Consider the following 24274-nt stretch of genomic DNA (forward strand, 5'->3'; position numbering starts at 1 on the left):
GTTGGTGCCTCTCGGAAGACCGGACCACCAGAAAGGCACCGACGTGGCAGCGCAGCCGGGTGAGCAACGAGGTTGGGCACGCAGGCTGGCCGCCTACGCATGGCGCTACCCGAAGGACGTCGTCCTCGCCCTCGCCTCCTCCCTCGCCGGCATGGCGGTCATGGCCGTCGTCCCCCTGATCACCAAGGTGATCATCGACGACGTCATCGGCGACCACACCCGCGCCATGGCCCCCTGGGCGGCAGCCCTCGTCGTCGCCGCCCTCCTCGTCTACGCCGCGACCTTCGTCCGCCGCTACTACGGCGGCCGCCTCGCGCTGGACGTCCAGCACGACCTCCGTACGGAGATGTACGGCACGATCACCCGGCTCGACGGCCGCCGCCAGGACGAGCTGTCCACCGGCCAGGTGATCGGCCGGGCCACCAGCGACCTCCAGCTGATCCAGGGCCTGCTCTTCATGCTGCCGATGACCATCGGCAACGTCCTGCTCTTCCTGATCTCCCTGGGGATCATGGCCTGGCTGTCCTGGCCGCTGACCCTCGTCGCGCTCGCCGTCGCCCCCGCCCTCGGCTGGATCGCCCGGCGCAGCCGCACCAGGCTGCACCCCGCCACCTGGTACGCGCAGGCGCAGGCCGCCGCGGTCGCGGGCGTGGTGGACGGCGCGGTCAGCGGCGTCCGCGTGGTGAAGGGGTTCGGGCAGGAGGAACAGGAGACGGCCAAGCTGCGCGCGGTGGGCCGGCGGCTGTTCGCCGGGCGGCTGCGCACCATCAAGCTGAACGCCCGGTTCACGCCCGCGCTCCAGGCCGTGCCCGCGCTCGGCCAGGTCGCCATGCTGGCGCTCGGCGGCTGGCTGGCGGTGAAGGGCCACATCACGCTCGGCACGTTCGTCGCCTTCTCCACGTACCTCGCCCAGCTGGTCGGCCCGGTCCGGATGCTCGCCATGGTCCTCACCGTCGGCCAGCAGGCCCGCGCGAGCACCGAACGCGTCCTGGAGCTGATCGACACCGAGCCCACGCTGACCGAGGGCGCCAAGGAGCTGCCCGCCGACGCCCCGGCGACCGTCGAGTTCGACGACGTCTCCTTCGGCTACGACCCCGAGCGCCCCGTCCTGAAGGGCCTCAGCTTCGAGATCCGCCCCGGCGAGACCCTCGCCGTCGTCGGCTCCTCCGGCTCCGGCAAGTCCACGCTCTCCCTGCTCCTGCCGCGCTTCTACGACGTCACCCACGGTGCCGTCCTCGTCGGCGGGCACGAAGTGCGCGAACTGACCCTGGACTCGCTCAGGGCCGCGATCGGACTCGTCCCCGAGGACTCCTTCCTCTTCTCCGACACCGTCCGCGCCAACATCGCCTACGGCCGCCCGGACGCCACCGAGGAGGAGATCGAAGCCGCCGCCCGCGCCGCCCAGGCGGACCGCTTCATCGCCGAGCTGCCCGAGGGCTACGACACCACGGTCGGCGAGCAGGGCCTGACCCTGTCCGGCGGCCAGCGCCAGCGGGTCGCGCTCGCCCGCGCGATCCTCACCGACCCGCGCCTGCTGGTCCTGGACGACGCCACCTCCGCCGTGGACGCCCGGGTCGAGCACGAGATCCACGAGGCGCTCAAGCAGGTGATGGAGGGCCGTACCACCCTCCTCATCGCGCACCGCCGCTCCACGCTCGGCCTCGCCGACCGCATCGCCGTCCTCGACGGCGGCCGCCTCGCCGACGTCGGCACCCACGACGAACTCCAGGAGCGCTGCGCCCTCTACCGGAGCCTGCTCACCGACCCCGACGAGCTCGGCGGCGTCTCCGAAGGCCATGTCACGCCCGCCGCGCCCCACGAGGACACCTCGGTGCGCGACGAACTGGACGCCGAGTTCGACGCCGAGCGCGGGATCACGCCCAAGCTGTGGGCGGGCGAGCGCGAGCCCCGCGACACGGCGCTGGCCGGGATGCCCGCCACGCCCGAGCTGCTGGCCCAGGTGGAGGCCCTGCCGCCGGCCACCGACACCCCGGACGTCGACGAGGACCGCGCGGTGAGGCCCGAGGAGTCGTACGGGCTGCGCAGGCTGCTGCACGGCTTCGGCCTGCCCCTGCTGGTCAGCCTCGGCCTGGTCGCCGTGGACGCCGGGATGGGCCTGCTGCTGCCCGTGCTGATCCGGCACGGCATCGACCAGGGCGTCAGCCGGATGGCGCTCGGCGCGGTCTGGTCGGCGGCGCTGCTCGGGCTGCTCGCCGTCCTCGTGCAGTGGGCGGCGCAGACCGGCGAGACCCGGATGACCGGCCGCACCGGCGAACGGGTGCTGTACGCGCTGCGGCTGAAGATCTTCGCCCAGCTCCAGCGGCTCGGCCTCGACTACTACGAGCGCGAGCTGACCGGCCGCATCATGACGCGGATGACGACGGATGTCGACGCCTTGTCGACGTTCCTCCAGACGGGACTGGTCACGGCGTTCGTCTCCGTGGTCACCTTCTTCGGCATCATGGTCGCCCTGCTGGTGATCGACGTGCAGCTGGCGCTGGTGGTGTTCGCGACGCTGCCGCCGCTGGTCCTCGCCACGTTCTTCTTCCGCCGGGCCAGCGTGAAGGCGTACCAGCTGGCGCGCGAGCGGGTCTCGGCGGTCAACGCCGACCTCCAGGAGTCGGTGTCCGGGCTCAGGATCGTGCAGGCGTTCCGGCGCGAGCGGGACGGCGGGCGCCGGTTCGCCGAGCGCAGCGACAGCTACCGCCAGGCCCGGATCCGGGGCCAGCTGCTGATCTCGGTGTACTTCCCGTTCGTGCAGTTCCTGTCCTCGGTCGCGGCGGCGTCCGTGCTGATCGCGGGTGCGGGCCGGGTGGAGGCGGCGACGCTGACCACGGGCGCCCTGGTGGCGTACCTCCTCTACATCGACCTGTTCTTCGCGCCCGTCCAGCAGCTCTCGCAGGTCTTCGACGGCTACCAGCAGGCCACCGTCTCCCTGGGCCGCATCCAGGAGCTCCTCCAGGAGCCGACCTCCACGAAGCCGCCCGCCGAGCCCCGCGAGGTCACCGCGCTGCGCGGCGAGATCGCCTTCGAGGACGTGCGCTTCGCCTACGGCGACGAGGAGGAGGCCCTCACCGGCATCGATCTCGGCATCCCGGCCGGGCAGACCGTCGCCTTCGTCGGCGAGACCGGCGCGGGCAAGTCGACGCTGGTCAAGCTGGTGGCCCGGTTCTACGACCCGACCGGCGGCCGGGTGACCGTGGACGGCGTCGACATCCGGGCGCTGGACCTGACCGCGTACCGGCGCCGGCTCGGCGTCGTCCCGCAGGAGGCGTACCTCTTCCCCGGCACCGTCCGTGACGCCATCGCCTACGGCCGCCCGGACGCCACCGACGCCGAGGTGGAGGCGGCGGCGCGGGCCGTCGGCGCGCACGAGATGATCGCCACGCTGGAGGGCGGCTATCTGCACCGGGTCGCCGAGCGGGGCCGCAACCTGTCGGCCGGCCAGCGCCAGCTGATCGCGCTGGCCCGCGCCGAACTCGTCGACCCCGACGTCCTGCTGCTGGACGAGGCGACGGCCGCGCTGGACCTGGCCACCGAGGCGCAGGTCAACCAGGCCACCGACCGGCTCGCCGGCCGCCGTACGACGCTCGTGGTCGCCCACCGGCTGACGACGGCCGCCCGCGCCGACCGGGTGGTCGTCATGGACCGCGGCCGGGTCGCCGAGGACGGCACGCACGACGAACTGCTGGCCCGCGGCGGCCGGTACGCCGAGCTGTGGCGGACCTTCGTCGGCGCCTCCGAGCCGGAGGAACCGGTCGGCGCGCCCCGCTGAACCGGCCCGGCGGCCGCCGCGCCCCGCAGGAGTTCCGTCACCCCGAGGCAACCATCGGACGTGCGTCCTGCGTCCGTACGCCTGTACGGAAAAGGACAGGGGAGGGGCGACTGTGAACAGTGGTGCGATCCGTCGGCGGCTGGCACTCGGCACGGCCGTGCTGACCGGGGCCGGGCTGCTCTCGCTCGCCCTGCCCGGCACCGCGCAGGCGGCTGCCTCCTCCTGCGCAGGCCGTCAGGTCAAGACGGTGACCTTCGCCACCGGCTCCGTGCACGTCTACCGGGACGGCGGCTACGTGTGCGCCCTGACCCTGCCCCGGCGGGCCGGGGGCAAGCAGGTGATGTCGGTGACCGTGCAGGCGCGCGGCAACCGTCCGGTCACCGACAAGGGCCGCTTCTCCTTCCACGCGGGCCCGGTCACCGTGCACGCCGGCCACCGCTGCGTACGCGTCGGCGGGTCGGTGGGGGCGGTGTCGGCGACGAGCGGCTGGATCCTGTGCTGAGGGGGAGGTGCCGCGTCGCCGCCCCTTCTCCGTCCCGCCGCCCGGGGTGACCCTCCGCGGCGGGGCCGTCCCAGGCCGGCGGAGAGCCCGGCGTGCTCCGGACGAAAGGCCCTGGGGCGTGTTTCGGAAGTCCCGTGCCCGCGACGCCTGGCACGGCGCCTCGCCGCGTTGTCGGGACCGTCCGCGTACGCCCGGTACGCGGATACCCTCCGCCTTGCGATCCACCGCACCGGACACCGCGGGCCCCGCCCTTCGGGCGGACGACGCTACTGTCGAAACACGCTAGTAGGACAGGCCGTACCCGACGGGGTAGAGGGGCGTGGCCGGGTCGTCGGCGCGGGGCACCGGCACCGGCAGCTTCCCGCGCGGCCCGACCCGCCCGGCGATCACGCGGGCGGCGGCGCGCACCTCCACGTCGGTCCACGCATAGGCGGCGAGGACGGCGGGGACGCCGGGGAGCTGGGCGACGTCGTAGGGATTGCGGACGGCGACCGCGATCACGGGGCGGCCCGTCGCCGTCAGCCGCTCCACCAGCGTCCGCTGCGCGCTGCCCGCCGTGACGTTGTACGTCGCGACGACGACCGCGTCCGCGTCCTGCGCCGCCGCGACGGCCCGGTCGATGACCGCGGCGGACGGAGCGGTGCCGGTGGACAGGGCGGTCGCGGTGAAGCCGAGTTCGGTGAGGGCGGCGGCGAGCACGGTGGTGGGCGGCCCGGTGGTGCCCGACGGGGAGGCGGGATCGGCGCCGACGACCAGGAGTTCGCGGTGGGTGCGCCGGGAGAGCGGCAGCAGGCGCTTCTCGTTGACGAGGAGGGTGGTGGTCCGCTCGGCGATACGGTCGGCGGCGGCCAGGTGCGCGCGGGTGCCGACGGTGCGGGCGACACCGGCCGAGGTGACGTAGGGGCCGTCGAACAGACCGAGTCGCGCCTTGAGCCGCAGGATGCGCAGGATCGATTCGTCGATACGGGCCTCGGTGAGTTCGCCCTCGCGCACGGCCCTGAGGACCGCGTTCCACGCCACGTCGAGGGACGGCGGGTTGAGCAACTGGTCCACCCCCGCCTTCAGGGCGAGCACGGGCACCCGGTCGTCGCCGTACTTGGTGCGCACGCCCTCCATGCCGAGCGAGTCGGTGATCACCACGCCGTCGTAGCCGAGTTCACCGCGGAGGATGCCGGTGACGATGGGGTGGGAGAGGGTGGCCGGGTCGCCGGAGTCGTCCAGCGCCGGGAACTGGATGTGGGCGGTCATCACGGAGTCGATGCCCGCCCGGATCGCGGCGCGGAACGGCACGGCGTCCAGCCGCTCCCACTGCTCACGGGTGTGGGTGATGACGGGAAAGCCGTAGTGGCTGTCGACGGCGGTGTCGCCGTGCCCGGGGAAGTGCTTGGCGGTGGCCGCGACGCGGGAGTCCTGGTAGCCGCGCACCTCCGCCGCCACCAGACGGGCCACGGCGTCCGGGTCTGCGCCGAAGGAGCGGACGCCGATGACCGGGTTGGCCGGGTTGACGTTCACGTCGGCGTCGGGGGAGTAGTCCTGGTTGACGCCCATCGCGCGCAGTTCGGCGCCGGAGATCCGGCCGAGGGTGCGGGCGTCGGAGACGGAACCGCCGGCGCCGATCGCCATCGCGCCGGGGAAGAGGGTGGCGGGCGCGCCGATCCGGCAGACGATGCCGTGTTCCTGGTCGGTGGCGATGAGCGCGGGCAGCCCGCGGGGCTGGGTGAGGCAGGCCCGCTGGATGCCGTTGGACAGGTCGGCGATCTGCCGCGGGTCACGGGTGTTGTGGGCCCAGGTGAAGTAGATGACGCCGCCGACGCGGTACTTCGCGACCAGTTCGGCGGCGGTGCGGACGCCGATCTCGCCGAGGTTGGCGTCGATGTCGGCCTGGTCGGGATCGGTGGCGGAGTGGCCGTAGACCCGCATCACGAAGAGCTGGCCGACCTTCTCCTCGAGGGTCATCCGCGAGATGAGGGCGCGCAGCCGCCGGTCGTCGGGACGGGCGGGGGCGGCGGCGTGCGCACTGCCGCCCTGCACCGCCACGGCGGCGGTGACCCCGGCGGTGGCGGCGAGGACGAGACGTCTGGACGGACGCGCGCCGTCCCGTCCCTCTGTGGGTCGTGCGGTGTCTCCCGGTCTTGCGCTGCTTCCCGTGCTGGAGTCGTGCACGTGCGCTCCTTCCGGAGGGGGATCCGCTGGAGTGTCATCGCTGAAGGAAACTTCCGAGGAGCCACTGATATCCGGGAAGTTTCTGCCAGTCAAGGGAGCGCGCAGCACGGCCGAGGCGCGAGTACGACGGCGAACCGGAGGGAGGCGCCGCCCGGCCCCCCGGAGACCACGACCGCGCACCGGAGGGAGACACCACCCGGCCCCGCCGGGCTACCGCCCCTCCCTCCACCGCCGGGCGCCGACCTCGTTCGGGTGGTCGCACCGGTGCACGCGGCCCCGAGCCACCCCATGGCGAACGCGGCACCCCCGGACCCACCCCGTACGCCCCGTTCGTCCCACGCCCGACATGCCGTTGACCAGGCACTGACCTGGGCGTGAGCGCCGCACGCGACAGAGTTACGCCGACTCCGTCAGGAGTTTGGTCAGGTGGTCGCGGGCCGGGGACAGGAGGTCCGGGAGCGGGGGCGCCGCGTCGTACCAGCGCTTTTCGTACTCCCAGCAGAGCCAGCCGTCCCAGCCGTGGCGGGAGAGGACCTCGACGCACTCGGCCAGGGGCAGGACGCCCGCGCCGAGGGCGACCGGGGTGCGGTCGTCGGCGGAGGCGATGTCCTTGACCTGTACGTATCCGAGGTGCGGGGCGAGGGCCGCGTAGGTGTCCGTCGGCTGTTCGCCGGCCAGCCAGGGGTGCATCACGTCCCACAGCGCGCCCACGTTGCGGTGGCCGACCGGGCCCAGGACGCGGATCGCGTCGGCGCCGGTGGGGTGCGAGTCGTGGGTCTCCAGCAGGATGCGCACCCCGAGGCCCGCCGCGTCCTCCGCGGCGACGCCCAGGCGCCGCGCGGCGATGGCGTCGCCCTCCTCGCGCGGCAGGTCCCTGTCGCCGCCCGGGAAGACCCGTACGTACGGGGCGCCCAGGTCCCGGGCGAGTTCGAGCAGCGCCCGGATCTCGGCCAGCACCGGCGCGTCGTCGCCGGGCGCCGCGACCCGCGCGTATCCCGCGAGGCCCAGGAGCTCGACCCCCGCCGCCTTGAACTCCGCCGCCACCTCTGCGCGCCGCTCGGGGCCGAGCCCCGGATGCACCGGCTCCTCGTGGTGGGCGCGCAGCTCGACTCCGTGATAGCCGTTCGCGACGGCGAGAGCGAGCACGTCCGGGACGGGCAGACCGGGGACACCGAGGGTGGAGAACGCCAGTTTCATGGCCACAGGTGTACCCGCGCCGGACGACCGGAACCGCCGCCCCGGCCCGCTCATCAGGCGAAGCCCCGTCCTCACCCCCGCGGCACTCCGGAGGACCCGCGCACCATCAGCTCGCCCCGCACCGTCGCGATGCCGCCCGGCGGGGGCTCCTCGCGGCCCATCGCGATACGGCCCGCCCGCGCCCCCGCCTCCGCCAGCGGCAGCCGTACCGTCGTCAGCGCCGGCACCGCGTCCACGCTGAAGGGCAGGTCGTCGAAGCCGGCCACCGACACGTCCTGGGGCACCCGCAGCCCCGACTCGCGCAGCGCCGCGCACGCCCCCAGCGCCACGGAGTCGTTCGCGGCGACGACCGCCGTCAGTTCCGGGTCGCGGCGCAGCAGTTCCAGTGTGGCCTCGTGACCGGAGGTGCGGTCGTAGCGTCCGTGCACGGTCCGGCGCGGGTCGTCCGCGATGCCGGCCGCCGTCAGCGCCTCGCGGTGCCCCTCCAGCCGGTGCCGGGTGGTGGTCCGCTCCTCGGGGCCGGCGATGTAGCCGAGCCGCCGGTGCCCCAGCCCGATCAGGTGCCCGGTGAGCTGCCGCGCGCCGCCGCGGTTGTCGAAGGCGAGCGCGACCGACCCGGTGCCCGGCGCCGGCGGCCGCCCGCACAGCACCACCCGGGTCCCCGCCTCCGCCAGCTTGCGCAGCTTCGCCGCGACCGCCTCCGCGTGCGGCTCCGACTCCACCGCGCCGCCGGTCAGCACCACGGCCGCCGCCCGCTGCCGTTGCAGCAGCGTCAGATACGTCAGTTCGCGTTCCGGCGAGCCGCCCGTGTTGCACACCACGGCCAGCCGTTCGCCGCCGGCCCGGCCGCCGGGGCCGCCTATCTCCGACTGGATCGCGCTCGCCATGATCCCGAAGAACGGGTCGGCGATGTCGTTGACGAGGATGCCGACCAGGTCGGAGGTGGCGGCGGCCAGCGAGCTGGCGGGGCCGTTGAGCACGTAGTCCAGCTCCTCGACCGCCTTCAGCACCCGTTCCCGGGTGGAGGCGGCCACCGGGTAGTTGCCGTTCAGCACGCGCGACACCGTCGCGGGCGAGACCTGGGCGCGGGCCGCCACGTCCGCAAGGGTCACCGTCATCTCGTCGTCCTCCGGTCGCGCGTCTGGTGGTGCGTGTCGTCCAGACCTTACGGCCCTCCGCGCGCCTTTGTTCGCCCCCTCGAACAAACCGGCCTCGTCTCGCGGTCGTCCCGACGGGACCCGTCGTGCGGTCCGGTTCCCGCCCCGCTCACCGGTCCTGTTCCCGTCGCCCTCTTGTCCCCGCCGCCGCCCGGCGCTAGCTTCTCCTCGTATAGAAAGCGCTTGCTACACGGTTCACCAGTGCCACCGCCGCCATCGCCGCCCACCCGGCGCCCCGCTGGCACCCGCCCCGGCACGCGCGCTTCCTACGGGACGACCCGTACGGGACGACCCCGTGGGCCCCGGACACGTACGAAGGGACCGACGTGACACGCAAGACGGTGCGGATCGCCATGAACGGCGTCACCGGACGCATGGGCCACCGCCAGCACCTGGTCCGCTCGATCCTCGCCCTGCGCGAGCAGGGCGGACTCGACCTCGGCGACGGCACCGTGCTGTGGCCGGAACCGGTCCTGGTCGGCCGCCGCGAGCACGCCCTCAGGGCGCTCGCCGACCGGCACGGCCTGGAGCACTGGTCGACCGACCTCGACGCCGTCCTCGCCGACCCGGACGTGGACGTCTACTTCGACGCGCAGGTCACCTCCGCCCGCGAGGAGGCGCTCGGCAAGGCCATCGCCGCCGGCAAGCACGTCTACACCGAGAAGCCCACCGCCACCGGCCTCGCCGGCGCCCTCGAACTCGCCCGCCTCGCCCAGGCCAAGGGCGTCAGGCACGGCGTCGTCCAGGACAAGATCTTCCTGCCGGGGCTGCTCAAGCTGAAGCGGCTGATCGACGGCGGCTTCTTCGGCCGGATCCTCTCCGTGCGAGGCGAGTTCGGCTACTGGGTCTTCGAGGGCGGCTGGCAGGAGGCCCAGCGCCCGAGCTGGAACTACCGCGCCGAGGACGGCGGCGGCATCGTCGTGGACATGTTCCCGCACTGGGAGTACGTCCTGCACGAGCTGTTCGGCCGCGTCACCTCCGTCCAGGCCCTGACCGCCACCCACATCCCGCAGCGCTGGGACGAGAACGGCAAGCCCTACGACGCCACCGCCGACGACGCCGCCTACGGCCTCTTCGAACTGGAGGGCGGCGCGATCGCGCAGATCAACTCCTCCTGGGCGGTCCGCGTCCACCGCGACGAACTGGTCGAGTTCCAGGTGGACGGCACCGAGGGCTCCGCCGTCGCCGGGCTGCGCGAGTGCCGCGTCCAGCACCGTTCGGCCACCCCCAAGCCGGTGTGGAACCCCGACATCCCGGCCACCGAGGACTTCCGCCGGCAGTGGCAACGGGTGCCCGACAACACGGAGTTCGACAACGGCTTCAAGGCGCAGTGGGAGCTGTTCCTCAGGCACGTCCACGCCGGCACCCCCTACCACTGGGACCTGCTGGCCGGCGCCCGCGGCGTCCAGCTCGCCGAACTCGGCCTGAAGTCCGCCGCCGAGGGCCGCCGCGTCGAGGTCCCGGAGATCCGGCTGTGACCCTCCACCTGCCCGACGCGACGGGCGGTCTGAGGGCCTACGCCCCCCGCACCGAGCCCTTCGTCGCCACCGCCGGCGCGCCTCTGGCCTCCCGTACGGTCTTCTCGGCGGCGCACGTCGTCGCCGACCCGTTCGCGGACGCCTCGCCCGACACGCCCGCCGCCGTCGACTGGGACGCCACCCTCGCCTTCCGCCGCCACTTGTGGTCCCACGGGCTCGGCGTCGCCGAGGCGATGGACACCGCGCAGCGGGGCATGGGCCTGGACTGGACGGGCGCGGCCGAACTGATCCGCCGGTCGGCGGCGGAGGCGAAGGCGGTGGGCGGCCGTATCGCCTGCGGCGTCGGTACCGACCAGCTCACCGACCGGTCCGCGTCGATGACGCCCGCCGGCATCCGCGCCGCCTACGAGGAACAGCTCGCCGTCGTCGAGGAGTCCGGCGCGCAGGCGATCCTGATGGCCTCCCGCGCCCTCGCCGCCACCGCCCAGGGACCGGACGACTACCTGGAGGTCTACGGTCATCTGCTCCGCCAGGCCGCCGAACCGGTGATCCTGCACTGGCTCGGCCCCATGTTCGACCCGGCGCTGGAGGGCTACTGGGGCTCGACCGACCTGGACGCCGCCACCGGCGTCCTCCTGGACGTCATCGCCGCCCACCCCGACAAGGTGGACGGCGTCAAGATCTCCCTGCTGGACGCCGGCCGTGAGGCGGACCTGCGCCGCCAGCTGCCGAAGGGCGTGCGCTGCTACACCGGCGACGACTTCCACTACCCCGAGCTGATCGAGGGCGACGGGCAGGGCTTCAGCCACGCGCTGCTCGGCGTCTTCGACCCGCTGGGACCGCTGGCCGCCGAGGCGGTACGCGTCCTGGACACCGGGGACAGGGCGGGCTTCCGCGCCCTGCTCGACCCCACCGTCCCGCTCGCCCGCCACCTCTTCGAGGCCCCCACCCGCTTCTACAAGACGGGCGTGGTGTTCCTGGCCTGGCTCGCCGGTCACCAGAGTCACTTCACGATGGTCGGCGGCCTCCAGTCGGCCCGTTCCCTGCCGCACCTGGCCCGCGCCTACGAACTCGCCGACGGTCTCGGCCTGTTCCCCGATCCCGAGCTCGCCGAGGAGCGCATGCGCACCCTGCTGTCGCTGTACGGAGTGACCTCGTGACCGGCCCGAAGCCGACCGTCCCCGCCCCGGACGCGGCCCTCCCCGCGACCGCCCCCGATCTTTCCCGCTTCTCCGTCAACCAGATGACGGTCAGGCAACTCTCCCTGTCCGAACTCACGCAGGCCTGCGTCGGGTCGGGTGTGTCGCACGTGGGTCTGTGGCGCGAGCCGGTCCGGGCGTACGGTGTCGAGGCCGTCGCGAAACTCGTCCGGGACGCGGGCCTCACCGTCACCACCCTGTGCCGCGGCGGCTTCCTCACCGCGACCGGCTCCGAGGAGCGGGCGGCGGCCCTGGCCGACAACCGCCGGGCGGTCGAGGAGGCCGCCACGCTCGGCACCGACACCCTCGTCCTGGTCTGCGGCGGGCTGCCGCGCGGTGACAAGGACCCGCGCGGCGCCCGCGAACGCGTCGCCGACGCCCTCGCGGAACTCGCCCCGCACGCCGAGGACCACGGCGTGAGGCTGGCCATCGAGCCCCTGCACCCCATGTTCGCCGCCGACCGCTGCGTCGTCTCCACCCTCGCCCAGGCCCTCGACCTGGCCGAACGCTTCCCCGCCCACCAGGTCGGCGTGACCGTGGACACGTACCACATCTGGTGGGACGACCGGGCCCCCGAGCAGATCGCCCGCGCGGGCGCGGCCGGCCGCATCCACGCCTTCCAGCTCGCCGACTGGATCACCCCGCTCCCCGCGGGCGTCCTCAACGGCCGCGGCCAACTCGGCGACGGCGCGATCGACCTGCGGGAGTGGAAGGGGCGCGTGGAGGCGGCCGGTTACACCGGTCCCATCGAAGTGGAGCTGTTCAACGAGGCGTTGTGGGCACGGGACGGACGGGAGGTGCTGGCGGAGACGGCGGAGCGGTTCGTGACCCAGGTGATCCGGTGAGCACCGTGCCCCGCCGGCTTCCGGAAAAGATCTTCACCGGACGTGCAACCCTTCGCGCCCGACGCGTGTCGTATCTGGCATCGGCATCCCCGTGGGGGGACCCGGGGGGGATTCCCGGGGGTGCCGGTACAGGAGGGGAAGAGCCGAGGGGGCCGGGTCGTCGACCGGGCCCCCTCGAAGCTGTCCGGGGCCGGGCCCGGGTCCTGCCCCGGGACCGACACCCGCACCCGCCTGACAGACCCCCGCGCGCCTAGCGCCTCCCGCTTGGATCGTGCCGGGCTCGCGGGCTCTGGCACCCGCTCCCCCAAGCTCTTCGAGCAGGGGCTCCACGCCGCGTCGTCGGTTGCCACGGCTCCGCCATGACGCCCTCCTCCGTCTTGCGAGGCTCCCCCACTGCCCAACGCGCGGGAGCTGGCCCCTCGCCGGACCCCGCTCCCTGACCCGGCCTGATCCGGACGAGGGACCCTAGAAGAACACCCCGCACCGCAGCAGCACGTTGGCGTACGGCCGGGCCTCCCCGGTCCGGACGACCAGCCGCGCCCCCGCCGACAGCTCCTTGAGCCGCTCGTGCGGGACGAACGCCAGCCCGGGGAAGTGACCGGCCAGCAGGGCGGCCGCCGCCGGGTTGGCCCCGCGGACCTCGGCCGCCGCCGTGGCGCCCTCCACGACCAGCTCGGCCAGCAGCCCGTCCAGCACCTCGGCGAAGGACGGGACCCCGGCCCGGAACGCCAGGTCCACCACGCGCGGCCCGTCCGGTATCGGCATGCCCGCGTCGCACACCAGCACCTGGTCGGTGTGGCCCAGCTCGGCCAGCGCACCGGACAGGTGACGGTTCAGGATGCCCGCCTTCTTCATACGTCCTCGACCTCGTCCGCCGTCGGGTACGACTCCTGCGCGCCCCGCCGCGTCACGGCCACCGCGCCGACCCGGGCCGCGTAGGCCGCCGCCTCGGCGAGGGACGTGCCCGCGCCGAGCCGCCAGGCCAGCGCCGCGGTGAACGCGTCGCCCGCGCCGGTGGTGTCCACGGCGTCCACCTTCACCGACGGCACCCGTACGGCCCCGTCGGCGGAGGCGACCAGCGCGCCCTCGGCGCCGAGGGTGACGACCACCGAGCGCGGCCCGCGCGCGAGCAGCGCCCGCGCCCAGTCCTCCGGGTCGTCGCCCCCGTCCCCGCCGAGGATGACCTTCGCCTCGTGCTCGTTGACGATCAGCGGGTCGCACGCCTCCAGCAGTTCCGGCGGCAGTTCCCGCGGCGGCGACGGGTTCAGCACGAACCGGCTGCCGGGCGCGAGCTGCCGTACCGCCTCCACGACCGTCTCCAGCGGGACCTCCAGCTGGGCGGAGACCACCCGGGCGGAGCGGACCAGAGCGGCCGCCGCGCGCACGTCCTCGGGAGTGAGCCGGCCGTTGGCACCCGGCGAGACCACGATGGAGTTGTCCCCGGAGGGGTCCACCGTGATCAGGGCGACGCCGGTCGGCGCGCCGCCGACCAGGACGCCCGCCGGGTCCACCCCGGCCGCCCGCTGCGAGTCCAGCAGCAGCCGGCCGTGCGCGTCGTCGCCGACCCGGGCCAGCAGGGCGGTGCGGGCCCCGAGGCGGGCGGCGGCCACCGCCTGGTTGGCGCCCTTGCCGCCGGGGTGGACGGCCAGGTCGGAGCCGAGCACCGTCTCCCCGGCCGCGGGCCGCCGCTGGACGCCGATCACCAGGTCGGCGTTGGCCGATCCGACGACCAGCAGGTCGTAGTCGTACATGCGCAGTGTCTCCTCACCAAAAGCGCGTACCGGCCGGATCGTCCGGCCGAGAGCCCTCGGCTCGTACGCGAGCCGCCGACTCACCTGGAGCCGACGGTTCATCCGGCCGCGGGCCCCCGGTCCGCCTGGACCGGGAGCCCTCGGCTCGTCCGAACACGGGCCGGTCAGCCGCTGAACCCGGCCACGTTCTCCTTCGTTACCACCTTGACCGGCACCTTCACCGTCGACTCGACCTTCTTGCCCTGGGTCGCCCTCAGCGCGTTGTCCACGGCGATCCTGCCGAGCTGGCTGGGCTGCTGCGCCACGGACGCGTACAGCGTGCCCTTCTTGACGGCGGTCAGGCCGTCCGGGGTGCCGTCGAAGCCGACGACCTGGACGGACGTGCCGGCCTTGGAGCCGAGCGCCTTGACCGCGCCGAGCGCCATCTCGTCGTTGGCGGCGATCACGCCCTGCACGTCCGGGTGGGCCTGGAGCAGGTTCGACATCACGTCGAGGCCCTTGGTGCGGTCGAAGTCGGCGGGCTGCTGGGCCAGCACCTGGATGCCCGGGTAGGACTTGAGGCCCTGGGCGAAGCCGGCGGCGCGCTCCCGGGCGGCGGAGGTGCCCGCCTGGCCCTGGAGGATCACGATCCTGCCGTGGCCGCCGAGCTTCTCGGCGATCGTCCTGGCGGCCAGCTCGCCGCCGGCCACGTTGTCGGAGGCGACCAGCGCGTCCGTCGTGGCGTTGTTGACGCCGCGGTCCACGGCGATCACCGGGATGCCGGCCTTGTCGGCGGCCTTCACCGAGTTGCTGGCCGCGTCCGAGTCCACCGGGTTGACGATGATCGCGCCGAGGCTGGAACTGGTGAAGTTCTGGAGCTGGTTGGCCTGCTGGGAGGCGTCGTTCTGGGCGTCGGTGACGGTCAGGTCGATACCGAGCTTCTTCGCCTCGGCCTGCGCGCCCGACCGGATCTGCACGAAGAACGGGTTGTTCAGCGTGGACAGCGACAGGCCCATCTTCGGGGTGGTGGAGGAGGAGCCGGTGTGCAGCAGGGAGGTCGCGGCCACCAGGGCGACGGTGACCACGGCCGCCAGACCGTACGTCGCCGCCTGCTTGCCCCTGCCGCCGCCGCTGCCGGTGCCCGCGGTCTGCGGGGTGGCGCCGGCCTTGCGGCGCACGGTGTCCAGCAGCACGGCCAGCGCGATGACGACGCCGATGACGACCTGCTGCCAGAACGCGGACACCGACAGCAGGTTGAGGCCGTTGCGCAGCACGGCGAGGATCAGCGCGCCGATCAGCGTGCCCGACGCCTTGCCGGTGCCGCCCGCCAGGGAGGCGCCGCCGATGACGACGGCGGCGATGGCGTCCAGCTCGTAGCCGTTGGCGGCCTGCGGCTGCGCGGAGGACAGCCGGGCGGCGAGGACGATGCCCGCGGCGGCGGCGAACAGCCCCGACAGGGCGTAGATGGCGAGCTTCTGCCGCTTGACGCGCAGACCGGAGAGGCGGGCCGCCTCCTCGTTGCCGCCGATCGCGTACATGGAGCGGCCGATGTAGGTGCGGCCCAGGACCAGCGCGGTGATCAGGCCCATCACGACCATCACCAGGACGGGCACCGGCAGCCAGCCGCCGAGGGTGTCGCCCAGGTGGGAGACGGAGTCCGGCAGGGCGATCGGGGAGCCCTGGGAGATCACCAGGGACAGACCGCGGCCCACCGACAGCATGGCCAGCGTCGCGATGAACGGCGGCAGCTTGCCGTAGGAGATCAGGAAGCCGTTGACCAGACCCGCCGCGATGCCTGTGGCGACCGCGAGCAGGACCGCGAGGACGACCGGGACACCGTGCGAGGTGGCGCTCCAGGCGAGCACGGTCGCCGACAGCGCCGCCACCGAGCCGACCGACAGGTCGATGCCCGCCGAGACGATGACGAAGGTGACGCCGAAGGCAAGGATGGCGGTCACGGCCGCCTGGACGCCGATGTTCAGCAGGTTGTCCGTCGTCAGGAAGTCGCCGGACAGCGCCGACAGGGCGATGACGAGGACGATCAGCGCGGTGAGCGCGCCGTTGTCGAGGAGCAGGCGGCGCAGACCGGAGGCGCCACCCGCGCCCGCCTTGCTCTTGAGCGTGTCAGTGGCCACGGGGGGCCTCCTCTTCGGTCGTGTCGGGGGACGTTGCGGGGGAGGGGGTGCTGACGGCGAGCGCCATCACGGCGTCCTGGGTGGCCTGGTCGGCCGGGAGTTCGCCGGCGATCCGGCCCTGCGCCATCACCAGGACGCGGTCGCTCATGCCGAGCACCTCGGGCAGATCGCTGGAGATCATCAGGACGGCGGCGCCGGCGGCCGTCAGCTCGTTGATGAGCTGGTAGATCTCGACCTTGGCGCCGACGTCGATGCCCCGGGTCGGCTCGTCGAGGATGAGGACCTTGGTGTTCGCCAGCAGCCACTTGCCGATGACGACCTTCTGCTGGTTGCCGCCGGACAAGGTCCGCACATGCTGGCCGAGACCCGCCATCCGCACGCCCAACTGCTGGGCGATCCGCTCGGCGGCGGTGTGCTGCCCCTTGAGGTCGACGAGTCCGGCGCGGGTCGCGGACCGCAGGGTGACCAGGCCGAGGTTCTCCTCCACGGAGGCGTCCAGGACCAGGCCCTGCCCCTTGCGGTCCTCGGGCACCAGCCCGATCCCGGCGGCCATCGCCGCGTTCACGTCGTGCCGCTTCAGCTCGGCGCCCGCGACCTGCACGGACCCGTGGTCGTACGGGTCCGCGCCGAACACGGCCCGCACCACCTCCGTACGGCCGGCCCCGACGAGCCCGGCGATGCCGACGACCTCGCCGGCGTGCACCTGGAAGCTGATGTCGTGGAAGACGCCGTCGCGGGTGAGCCCGGCCACGGTGAGCAGCGGCTCGCCCTGCTCGGGCCGCTCGCGCGGGTACTGCTGTTCGATGGACCGGCCCACCATCAGCCGGACGAGTTCGTCCTCGGGCGTGGTGGCGGGCACCTGGCCGACGCTGCGCCCGTCGCGGATGACGGTGACGCGGTCGCCCAGGGCGGCGATCTCCTCCAGGTGGTGGGTGATGAAGACGATGCCGACGCCGTCGGCGCGCAGCGCGCGCACGATCGCGAACAGCTTCTCGACCTCCTCGGAGGTGAGCACGGCGGTCGGCTCGTCCATGATCAGCACCCGGGCGTCCAGGCTGAGCGCCTTGGCGATCTCCACCATCTGGAGCCGGGCGATGCCGAGTTCGCGCACCCGGGCGCGCGGCGAGACGTTGACGCCGACCCGCTCCAGCAGCGCGGCGGCGTCCGCCTCCATCCGCCCCCGGTCGATCATCCCGAAGCGGCGCGGCTGCCGCCCCAGGAAGATGTTCTCGGCGACGGTGAGGTCCGGGACGAGATTGAACTCCTGGTAGATGGTGGCGATCCCGAGGCGCTCGGCGTCCTGCGCGCCATGGATGCGGACTTCCTGACCACCGGCGAGGATCTTCCCGGCGTCGGGGGTGTAGGCGCCGGACAGCATCTTGATCAGGGTGCTCTTGCCCGCGCCGTTCTCGCCGAGCAGCACGTGCACCTCGCCGCGGCGCAGATCGAAGTCGACGCTGTCGAGCGCGACGACGCCCGGGAAGGTCTTCCGGATCCCTTCGATGCGCAGCAACTCGTCCGGGTTGCTCACGGCTTGCTCCTGTTCGTTGCGGGGACTTCGGTGGCCGCGGGGACCGGGCCGGGGGCGGCTTGCGGCTCGGGCGGTGCGGGGGAGTGGGGGGACCGCGCAGTGCGTGCGGCCTCGGGGGTCTCACCGCAGGAGCGGCGGACGACGAGCCGGGCGGGCAGGGTGACGGACTGCGGGGGCCGCCCCTCGATGCGGTCCACCAGGGCCCGTACGGCGGCCCGGCCCAGCTCTCCGGTGGGCTGCGCGACGGCGGTGACCGGCGGATCGGTGTGCACGAACCACGGGATGTCGTCGAACGCGGCCAGCGCGATGTCGTCCGGCACGCGCAGCCCGCGGGCGCGGATGGCGTCGAGCGCGCCGAGGGCCATCAGGTTGTCGGCGGCGAAGACGACCTCGGGCGGTTCGGGCAGGTCGAGGAAGCCCTCGGTGACGCGCCGCCCGCTCTCGGCCTGGAAGTCGCCCTGCCCGGTGTAGGCGTCGGGCAGGGGCAGCCCGTACGCGGCCAGGGCCGTGCGGAAGGCCTGGACTCGCTCGCTGCCGGTGGTGGTGGCCGCGGGGCCGGCGATGATGGCGAGCCGCCGGTGCCCGAGCCCGTACAGATGGGCGACGAGATCGCGTACGGCGCTCTGCCCGTCGGCGCGCACCACCGGAACGTCCACGCCCGGGATCCACCGGTCCACGAACACCATGGGCGTCCCCGCCCGCGCGGCGTCCAGCATCAGCGGGGAGCCGCCGTCGGTCGGGGAGACGAGCAGCCCGTCGATCCGGCGGTCGAGCAGGGTCCGCACGTGGTGGTCCTGCAGGTCGGGCCGCTCATCGGCGTTCCCGATGATGACGCTGTACCCGAGGGCGCGGGCCTCTTCCTCCACGGAGCGGGCCAGCTCGGTGAAGTACGGGTTGAGCACGTCGCTGATGACCAGGCCGAGAGTGCGGGTCTGGTCGGTGCGGAGCGACCGGGCGACGGCGTTCGGCCGGTAGCCGAGCGCCGCGACGGCGCGCAGCACGCGGGTACGGGCGTCGCTGCTGACCGACGGATGGTCGTTCAGCACCCGCGAAACCGTGGCGACCGACACCCCTGCCTCGGCAGCGACGTCCTTGATGCTCGCCATCGCGTTCCACCTCCTCGTGGAATCGATTACACGGAGGATTGGAATCGATTACACGAGATCGGGACAAGGGGGCGACGGTGGCTGAAACCTAATCGTGACCGGGGGCGGCTGCGCGGGGCATCCCCCTGACCGGACAGGACGGACCCGCCCCGAAAGCCGACCGGAGGCCACCGGCTCCGTGGCCGGACAGCCTCCCCCGGCGGGCCGGCGGCTGCCGTGAGGACGGGCGCCCGGAAGCGCACGGCGTGGGAGTCCGGGCAGGCGTCGGATGGCCGACGGACCGCTCGCTCACGCCGCCGACAGTTCGCACCGGACGACCTTGACGCGGTCGCCGTCGCGGGAGAGGGGCTGCCGGCCCCACAGGTCGGCGCAGGTCTTGACCAGGAAGAGCCCGCGGCCTCCTTCCCGGCCGGCGAGGTCTTCGAGGGCTTCCGGGGTGGCGGGCGGCTTTGAGGGTGCGGGGTCGGCGTCCCACGCCCCGATCCGCAGGACGCCGGCGGAGAAGCGGAGGCGGAGGGCGGCGGGGCCCCTGGTGTGCAGCACGGCGTTGGAGATCAGTTCGGTGCCGAGGAGTTCCGCGGTGTCCACGAGGCCGATCAGTCCGTGCAGGGTGAGGATCAGCCGGAGGGTGCGGCGGGTGACGGTGACGGCGCGGGGGTCGTTGGGGACGGGGAGGGAGTACTCCCAGGGGTGGGGGAGGTTTCGGGCATGGGTCACCGACTCCGGTCGACGAGGGGGGGGTCGGGCACGGTGGCATCGCCGCAGCCGGCGGGGCGCGACGGCGCGGTGCGCTTACGCTGTGTATACGCCGCGTCACCGACAGTAGGGCTAACTCATTAGGCGGTGCAAGCCGTCCGCGTACTCTGACGCCCGAACGGGTAACGCTGAGAACTGACCTGGGAGGTACGGCCGATGGCGTTGCGGGGCGAGCCGACAGCACGTCAGCTACGGCTGGCGGTCGAACTGCGCAGGCTCCGCGACGCGGCCGGCCTCTCCGCCAAGGAGGCGGCGGCCCAACTCGGCGTCAGCGGTCCGGTCATCAGCCAGATCGAGGCCGGGATCGCGGGCGTGAGCGAGAAACGGCTGCGCCGCCTCGCCGCGAACTACTCGTGCGCGGACGAGGCGCTGATCGACGCGTTGGTGGCCATGGCGACCGACCGGACACGTGGGTGGTGGGAGGAGTTCCGGGGCCGGTTGCCCACACCGTTCCTCGATCTCGCGGAGCTGGAGCACCACGCCACGTACCTGCTGGAGGCGCAGTTCCTGTTCGTCCCCGGTCCGTTGCAGACGGAGGACTACGCCCGAGCCGTCTACGCGTACCGGGTCCCCGAGCTGCCGTCAGACGAACTGGACCTGCGCGTCCAGCACCGTATGCGGCGCAAGGTGCTTCTCGAAGGCCCCGCACCCACGCCCTACGAGGCTGTGGTCCACGAAGCGGCGCTGCGCATCATGGTGGGCGACCGGACCACTGCACGGACGCAGCTGGCACGCGTCGTGGAGATGTCCGAGGCGGAGCACATCACGGTGCGCGTGATCCCCTTCGAACTCGAAGGGTTCGCGGGCGCCGCGAGCGCCATGACGTACGTGGGAGGCGCCCTGCCGAAGCTGGACACGGTGGTACGCGACGGCCCGCACGGTGCGGCGTTCATCGACTCCGAGGCCCAACTCGCAGCCTTTCGAACGCTCTTTCATAAGGTGGAGGCCGCGTCACTCGACCCCGTCCGGTCGCGTGACTTCATCCACAGGCTGGCGAAAGAGCTGTGAGGCACTCTATGGACACCCCCGGTAACTGGTGGAAGTCGTCCTACTCCGGGCCCGGCGACGGCGACTCCTGCGTGGAGATCGCCACCTCCTCCTCCCACACGGCCGTCCGCGACTCCAAGGTCCCGGCCCGAGCGATCCTCACGTTCCCGGCGGGCGTCTTCACCACCTTCGTGGACGCCCTGAAGACCGCGCCTACGACCACCGAACTGTGAGCCGCCCCGTGTTCACCTCCACCACCCGGCGGAAGACCTCCCCCTCCGGCGGGGGAGAGGGCGACGACTGCGCAGAGATCGCCGACTCACCTGCTCGGGCGGCCGTCCGCGACTCCAAGGCCCCCGCCCGGGCCGCCCTCACCTTCCCCGCCCCCGCCTTCCTCACCTCTCTTGAGACCCTGGAACCGCGGCAGTGATCGGATGATCGCTGCCGCGCCCCAGGGGCCCGTTCACGTACCGCCGTGCGTCGCCGAGTTCGCCGCCGGGCGACCCATCGAAGCCGTGTGGGAGAACGAACTCGGCGGTCTCACCTTCCAGGTCGGCCTGGGGGAGGCGCGGCAGTTCGTGAAGTGGACGCCGCACGGAAGCCGCACCGATCTGTCCGCCGAGGTGGCGCGGCTGCGCTGGGCGGCGGAGTTCGCCACGGTGCCGCGCGTGCTCGGGGAGGGCGCGGACGGGACCGGTTCCTGGATCGTCACCGCCGGACTGCCGGGACGTTCCGCCGTGGACGACCACTGGAAGCGCGACCCGGCGACCGCCGTACGCGCCGTCGGAGCCGGCCTCCGCGCCCTGCACGACGCGCTGCCCGTCGCGGACTGCCCGTTCGACTGGTCGGCCGAACGGCGGCTGGCGGCGGTGCGGTCGCGCGCGGCGGCGGGGCGGATCGATCCCGCCGGCTGGGACGAGGACGTCCGGCAGCACGGCACCGTCCGGCGCGCCCTCGCCGTCCTCTCCGGCATCCCGCCGGTGGACGAACTCGTCGTCTGCCACGGCGACGCCTGCGCCCCCAACACCCTGGTCGGGGACGACGGCGCCTGCACCGGACACGTCGATCTCGGCGCCCTCGGAGTGGCGGACCGCTGGGCCGACCTCGCCGTCGCCACGTGGAGCACGCGGTGGAACTACGGGCCGGGGTGGGAGGAGCCGTTGCTCGACGCGTACGGGGTCACGGCGGCCCCCGAGCGGATCGCGTACTACCGGCTGTTGTGGGAGTTGTCCGACTGAGGAGAGGACGTCGGGACTTCCACAGCCCCGGCCCCTGACCGCGGACGCGGCCCCCGCTGTCACACCGCCCCGGTACCGTCGCCTCATGACCACCGAGGCGAGTCGAGGGGCGGGGCAGGCGGCGGGAGCCGCGGAGCGGCGGCTCGCCGTGCTCGAAGGCGTGCTGGAGCGGATCACGTACGCCAACGAGGAGAACGGCTACACGGTCGCCCGTGTCGACACCGGCAGAGGCGCCGGCGACCTCCTCACCGTCGTGGGCGCGCTGCTCGGCGCGCAGGTGGGGGAGTCGCTGCGGATGGAGGGCCGCTGGGGCTCCCACCCGCAGTACGGCAAGCAGTTCCACGTCGAGAACTACACGACCGTGCTGCCCGCGACCGTGCAGGGCATCCGGCGCTACCTCGGCTCGGGCCTGGTCAAGGGCATCGGACCCGTCTTCGCCGACCGCATCACCCAGCACTTCGGCACCGACACCCTCCGGATCATCGAGGAGGAGCCCAAGCGGCTCATCGAGGTGCCCGGGCTCGGGCCGAAGCGTACGAAGAAGATCGCCGACGCCTGGGAGGAGCAGAAGGCGATCAAGGAGGTCATGCTGTTCCTCCAGACCGTCGAGGTGTCCACCTCCATCGCCGTGCGCATCTACAAGAAGTACGGCGACGCCTCCATCTCCGTGGTGAAGAACCAGCCCTACCGGCTCGCCGCCGACGTCTGGGGCATCGGCTTCCTCACCGCCGACCGGATCGCCCAGTCCGTCGGCATCCCGCACGACAGCCCGGAGCGGGTCAAGGCCGGCCTCCAGTACGCCCTGTCCCAGTCCGCCGACCAGGGCCACTGCTACCTCCCGGAGGAACGCCTGATCGCGGACGCGGTCAAGCTGCTCCAGGTGGACACGGGCCTCGTCATCGAATGCCTGGCCGAACTGGCCGCCGAGCCCGAGGAGGGCGAGGACCCCGGCGTCGTACGGGAGCGCGTCCCGGGCCCGGAGGGGGGCGACCCCGTCACCGCCGTCTACCTGGTCCCCTTCCACCGCGCCGAGCTCTCCCTTTCCGCGCAGCTGCTGCGCCTCCTGCGCACCGGCCAGGACCGGATGCCCGGCTTCCGTGACGTGGCCTGGGACAAGGCGCTCGGCTGGCTGAAGGGCCGTACCGGCACCGAGCTGGCCCCCGAGCAGGAGGCGGCCGTCAAGCTGGCGCTGACCGAGAAGGTGTCCGTGCTGACCGGCGGCCCCGGCTGCGGCAAGTCCTTCACGGTCCGTTCCGTCGTGGAGCTGGCCCGCGCCCGCAAGGCCAAGGTGGTGCTGGCCGCGCCCACCGGACGCGCGGCCAAACGGCTCGCCGAGCTGACCGGCGCCGAAGCCTCCACCGTCCACCGGCTGCTGGAGCTGAAGCCCGGCGGCGACGCGGCCTACGACCGCGACCGCCCCCTCGACGCCGACCTCGTGGTCGTGGACGAGGCGTCCATGCTGGACCTGCTGCTCGCCAACAAACTGGTCAAGGCGGTGCCGCCCGGCGCGCACCTCCTCTTCGTCGGCGACGTCGACCAGCTGCCCAGCGTCGGCGCCGGCGAGGTCCTGCGCGATCTGCTCGCCGACGGCAGCCCGATCCCGGCCGTCCGGCTCACCCGGGTCTTCCGCCAGGCCCAGCAGTCCGGCGTGGTGACCAACGCGCACCGCATCAACTCCGGTCAGCACCCCCTGACCGACGGCATGAAGGACTTCTTCCTCTTCGTCGAGGACGACACCGAGGAGGCCGGCCGGCTCACCGTGGACGTGGCGGCGCGCCGCATCCCGGCCCGCTTCGGGCTGGACCCGCGCCGGGACGTGCAGGTGCTCGCGCCCATGCACCGCGGCCCGGCCGGCGCGGGCACGCTCAACGGACTCCTCCAGCAGGCCGTCACCCCCGGCCGCCCCGACGTGCCCGAGAAGCGGTTCGGCGGACGGGTTTTCCGGGTCGGCGACAAGGTCACCCAGATCCGCAACAACTACGAGAAGGGGCGCAACGGCGTCTTCAACGGCACCGTCGGCGTCGTCACCTCGCTCGACCCGGTCGAGCAGCGCCTGACGGTGCTGACCGACGAGGACGAGGAGGTGCCGTACGACTTCGACGAGCTGGACGAGCTGGCACACGCCTACGCGGTCACCATTCACCGCTCCCAGGGCAGTGAATATCCCGCCGTGGTGATCCCGGTCACCACGGGCGCGTGGATGATGCTCCAGCGCAACCTGCTCTACACGGCGGTGACCCGGGCGAAGAAGCTGGTCGTCCTCGTCGGCTCGCGCAAGGCGATCGGCCAGGCGGTGCGCACGGTGTCGGCGGGCCGCCGCTGCACCGCGCTGGACTTCCGCCTCTCCTGAACGCTCCCCGCGACCTCCGCCCCTCCTGAAACCGCCCAAGAGCACCTAACATGCATCAACCGGACCCGCGCCCCGCCACCCCCGGCCCGCCCTCACGGAAAATGATCGATCAAACGAGTCGCAAA

At 73.2% G+C, this 24274-nt stretch carries 19 protein-coding genes; 10 read left to right on the forward strand and 9 right to left on the reverse strand.

What is annotated here, in order from left to right; all coding sequences use genetic code 11:
* The first annotated feature begins 43 nt into the window (after positions 1-43).
* Positions 44-3775 carry an ABC transporter ATP-binding protein gene (locus AB0N63_RS22915; RefSeq protein WP_365530922.1) on the forward strand — a complete coding sequence of 1244 codons (3732 nt, stop codon included), beginning with the start codon at positions 44-46 and terminating at the stop codon, positions 3773-3775.
* Between the two features lie 112 nt (positions 3776-3887).
* The gene (locus AB0N63_RS22920) at positions 3888-4277 is read left to right on the forward strand and encodes a hypothetical protein (RefSeq protein ID WP_365530924.1); all 390 of its coding nucleotides are present in this window, start codon (positions 3888-3890) and stop codon (positions 4275-4277) included.
* A 282-nt stretch (positions 4278-4559) separates the two neighbouring features.
* Here the strand turns inward: AB0N63_RS22920 and AB0N63_RS22925 are convergent, their stop codons facing one another.
* From AB0N63_RS22925 to AB0N63_RS22935, 3 genes are all read right to left on the reverse strand, one after another.
* The gene (locus AB0N63_RS22925) at positions 4560-6440 is read right to left on the reverse strand and encodes a glycoside hydrolase family 3 protein (RefSeq protein WP_365530925.1); all 1881 of its coding nucleotides are present in this window, start codon (positions 6438-6440) and stop codon (positions 4560-4562) included.
* Between the two features lie 396 nt (positions 6441-6836).
* Positions 6837-7637, reverse strand: a complete 801-nt coding sequence (locus AB0N63_RS22930) for a sugar phosphate isomerase/epimerase family protein (RefSeq protein WP_365530927.1) — start codon at positions 7635-7637, stop codon at positions 6837-6839.
* A 71-nt stretch (positions 7638-7708) separates the two neighbouring features.
* Positions 7709-8755, reverse strand: coding sequence for a LacI family DNA-binding transcriptional regulator (locus AB0N63_RS22935; protein ID WP_365530929.1), 1047 nt, complete (start codon positions 8753-8755; stop codon positions 7709-7711).
* Between the two features lie 365 nt (positions 8756-9120).
* Here AB0N63_RS22935 and AB0N63_RS22940 point away from each other — a divergent pair, with 365 nt between their 5' ends.
* From AB0N63_RS22940 to AB0N63_RS22950, 3 genes are all read left to right on the forward strand, one after another.
* Positions 9121-10272, forward strand: a complete 1152-nt coding sequence (locus tag AB0N63_RS22940; protein WP_365530931.1) for a Gfo/Idh/MocA family oxidoreductase — start codon at positions 9121-9123, stop codon at positions 10270-10272.
* Positions 10269-11432 (forward strand): dihydrodipicolinate synthase family protein, encoded by a 1164-nt coding sequence (locus tag AB0N63_RS22945; protein WP_365530933.1) that lies wholly within the window; start codon positions 10269-10271, stop codon positions 11430-11432. The genes AB0N63_RS22940 and AB0N63_RS22945 overlap by 4 nt, the downstream gene beginning before the upstream one ends.
* A gap of 83 nt (positions 11433-11515) precedes the next feature.
* Positions 11516-12316, forward strand: coding sequence for a sugar phosphate isomerase/epimerase family protein (locus AB0N63_RS22950; protein ID WP_365531062.1), 801 nt, complete (start codon positions 11516-11518; stop codon positions 12314-12316).
* A gap of 465 nt (positions 12317-12781) precedes the next feature.
* Here AB0N63_RS22950 and rbsD read toward each other — a convergent pair whose 3' ends face one another.
* From rbsD to AB0N63_RS22980, 6 genes are all read right to left on the reverse strand, one after another.
* Positions 12782-13171 carry a D-ribose pyranase gene (gene rbsD / locus AB0N63_RS22955; RefSeq protein WP_365530935.1) on the reverse strand — a complete coding sequence of 130 codons (390 nt, stop codon included), beginning with the start codon at positions 13169-13171 and terminating at the stop codon, positions 12782-12784.
* Positions 13168-14067, reverse strand: coding sequence for a ribokinase (locus AB0N63_RS22960; RefSeq protein ID WP_365530937.1), 900 nt, complete (start codon positions 14065-14067; stop codon positions 13168-13170). The genes rbsD and AB0N63_RS22960 overlap by 4 nt, the downstream gene beginning before the upstream one ends.
* Before the next feature lie 164 nt (positions 14068-14231).
* A complete protein-coding gene (locus AB0N63_RS22965) occupies positions 14232-16181 on the reverse strand; it encodes a substrate-binding domain-containing protein (protein WP_365530939.1) in 1950 nt (649 codons plus the stop codon).
* Positions 16171-17712, reverse strand: a complete 1542-nt coding sequence (locus AB0N63_RS22970; RefSeq protein ID WP_365530941.1) for a sugar ABC transporter ATP-binding protein — start codon at positions 17710-17712, stop codon at positions 16171-16173. The genes AB0N63_RS22965 and AB0N63_RS22970 overlap by 11 nt, the downstream gene beginning before the upstream one ends.
* Positions 17709-18818: a LacI family DNA-binding transcriptional regulator gene (locus AB0N63_RS22975; protein ID WP_365530943.1), complete on the reverse strand. Its 1110-nt coding sequence runs from the start codon at positions 18816-18818 to the stop codon at positions 17709-17711. Before AB0N63_RS22975 ends, AB0N63_RS22970 begins: the two co-directional genes overlap by 4 nt.
* A gap of 288 nt (positions 18819-19106) precedes the next feature.
* Entirely contained in the window at positions 19107-19535 is a 429-nt protein-coding gene (locus AB0N63_RS22980) for an ATP-binding protein (protein ID WP_365530945.1), read from the reverse strand.
* Positions 19536-19730: 195 nt separating this feature from the next.
* On the opposite strand from AB0N63_RS22980, the gene AB0N63_RS22985 reads away from it, so the two are divergent.
* From AB0N63_RS22985 to AB0N63_RS23005, 5 genes are all read left to right on the forward strand, one after another.
* The gene (locus tag AB0N63_RS22985; protein ID WP_365530947.1) at positions 19731-20582 is read left to right on the forward strand and encodes a helix-turn-helix transcriptional regulator; all 852 of its coding nucleotides are present in this window, start codon (positions 19731-19733) and stop codon (positions 20580-20582) included.
* A gap of 8 nt (positions 20583-20590) precedes the next feature.
* Complete coding sequence (locus tag AB0N63_RS22990; protein ID WP_365530949.1) at positions 20591-20794, forward strand: DUF397 domain-containing protein; 204 nt, start codon at positions 20591-20593, stop codon at positions 20792-20794.
* A complete protein-coding gene (locus AB0N63_RS22995) occupies positions 20791-20991 on the forward strand; it encodes a DUF397 domain-containing protein (protein WP_365530951.1) in 201 nt (66 codons plus the stop codon). Before AB0N63_RS22990 ends, AB0N63_RS22995 begins: the two co-directional genes overlap by 4 nt.
* Before the next feature lie 4 nt (positions 20992-20995).
* On the forward strand, positions 20996-21799 hold the full coding sequence (locus tag AB0N63_RS23000; RefSeq protein WP_365530953.1) for an aminoglycoside 3'-phosphotransferase: 804 nt from the start codon (positions 20996-20998) through the stop codon (positions 21797-21799).
* Between the two features lie 85 nt (positions 21800-21884).
* On the forward strand, positions 21885-24149 hold the full coding sequence (locus AB0N63_RS23005) for an ATP-dependent RecD-like DNA helicase (RefSeq protein ID WP_365530955.1): 2265 nt from the start codon (positions 21885-21887) through the stop codon (positions 24147-24149).
* Positions 24150-24274 lie beyond the last annotated feature (125 nt).

This window comes from Streptomyces sp. NPDC093260, assembly GCF_040683715.1.
GTDB lineage: Bacteria > Actinomycetota > Actinomycetes > Streptomycetales > Streptomycetaceae > Streptomyces > Streptomyces sennicomposti.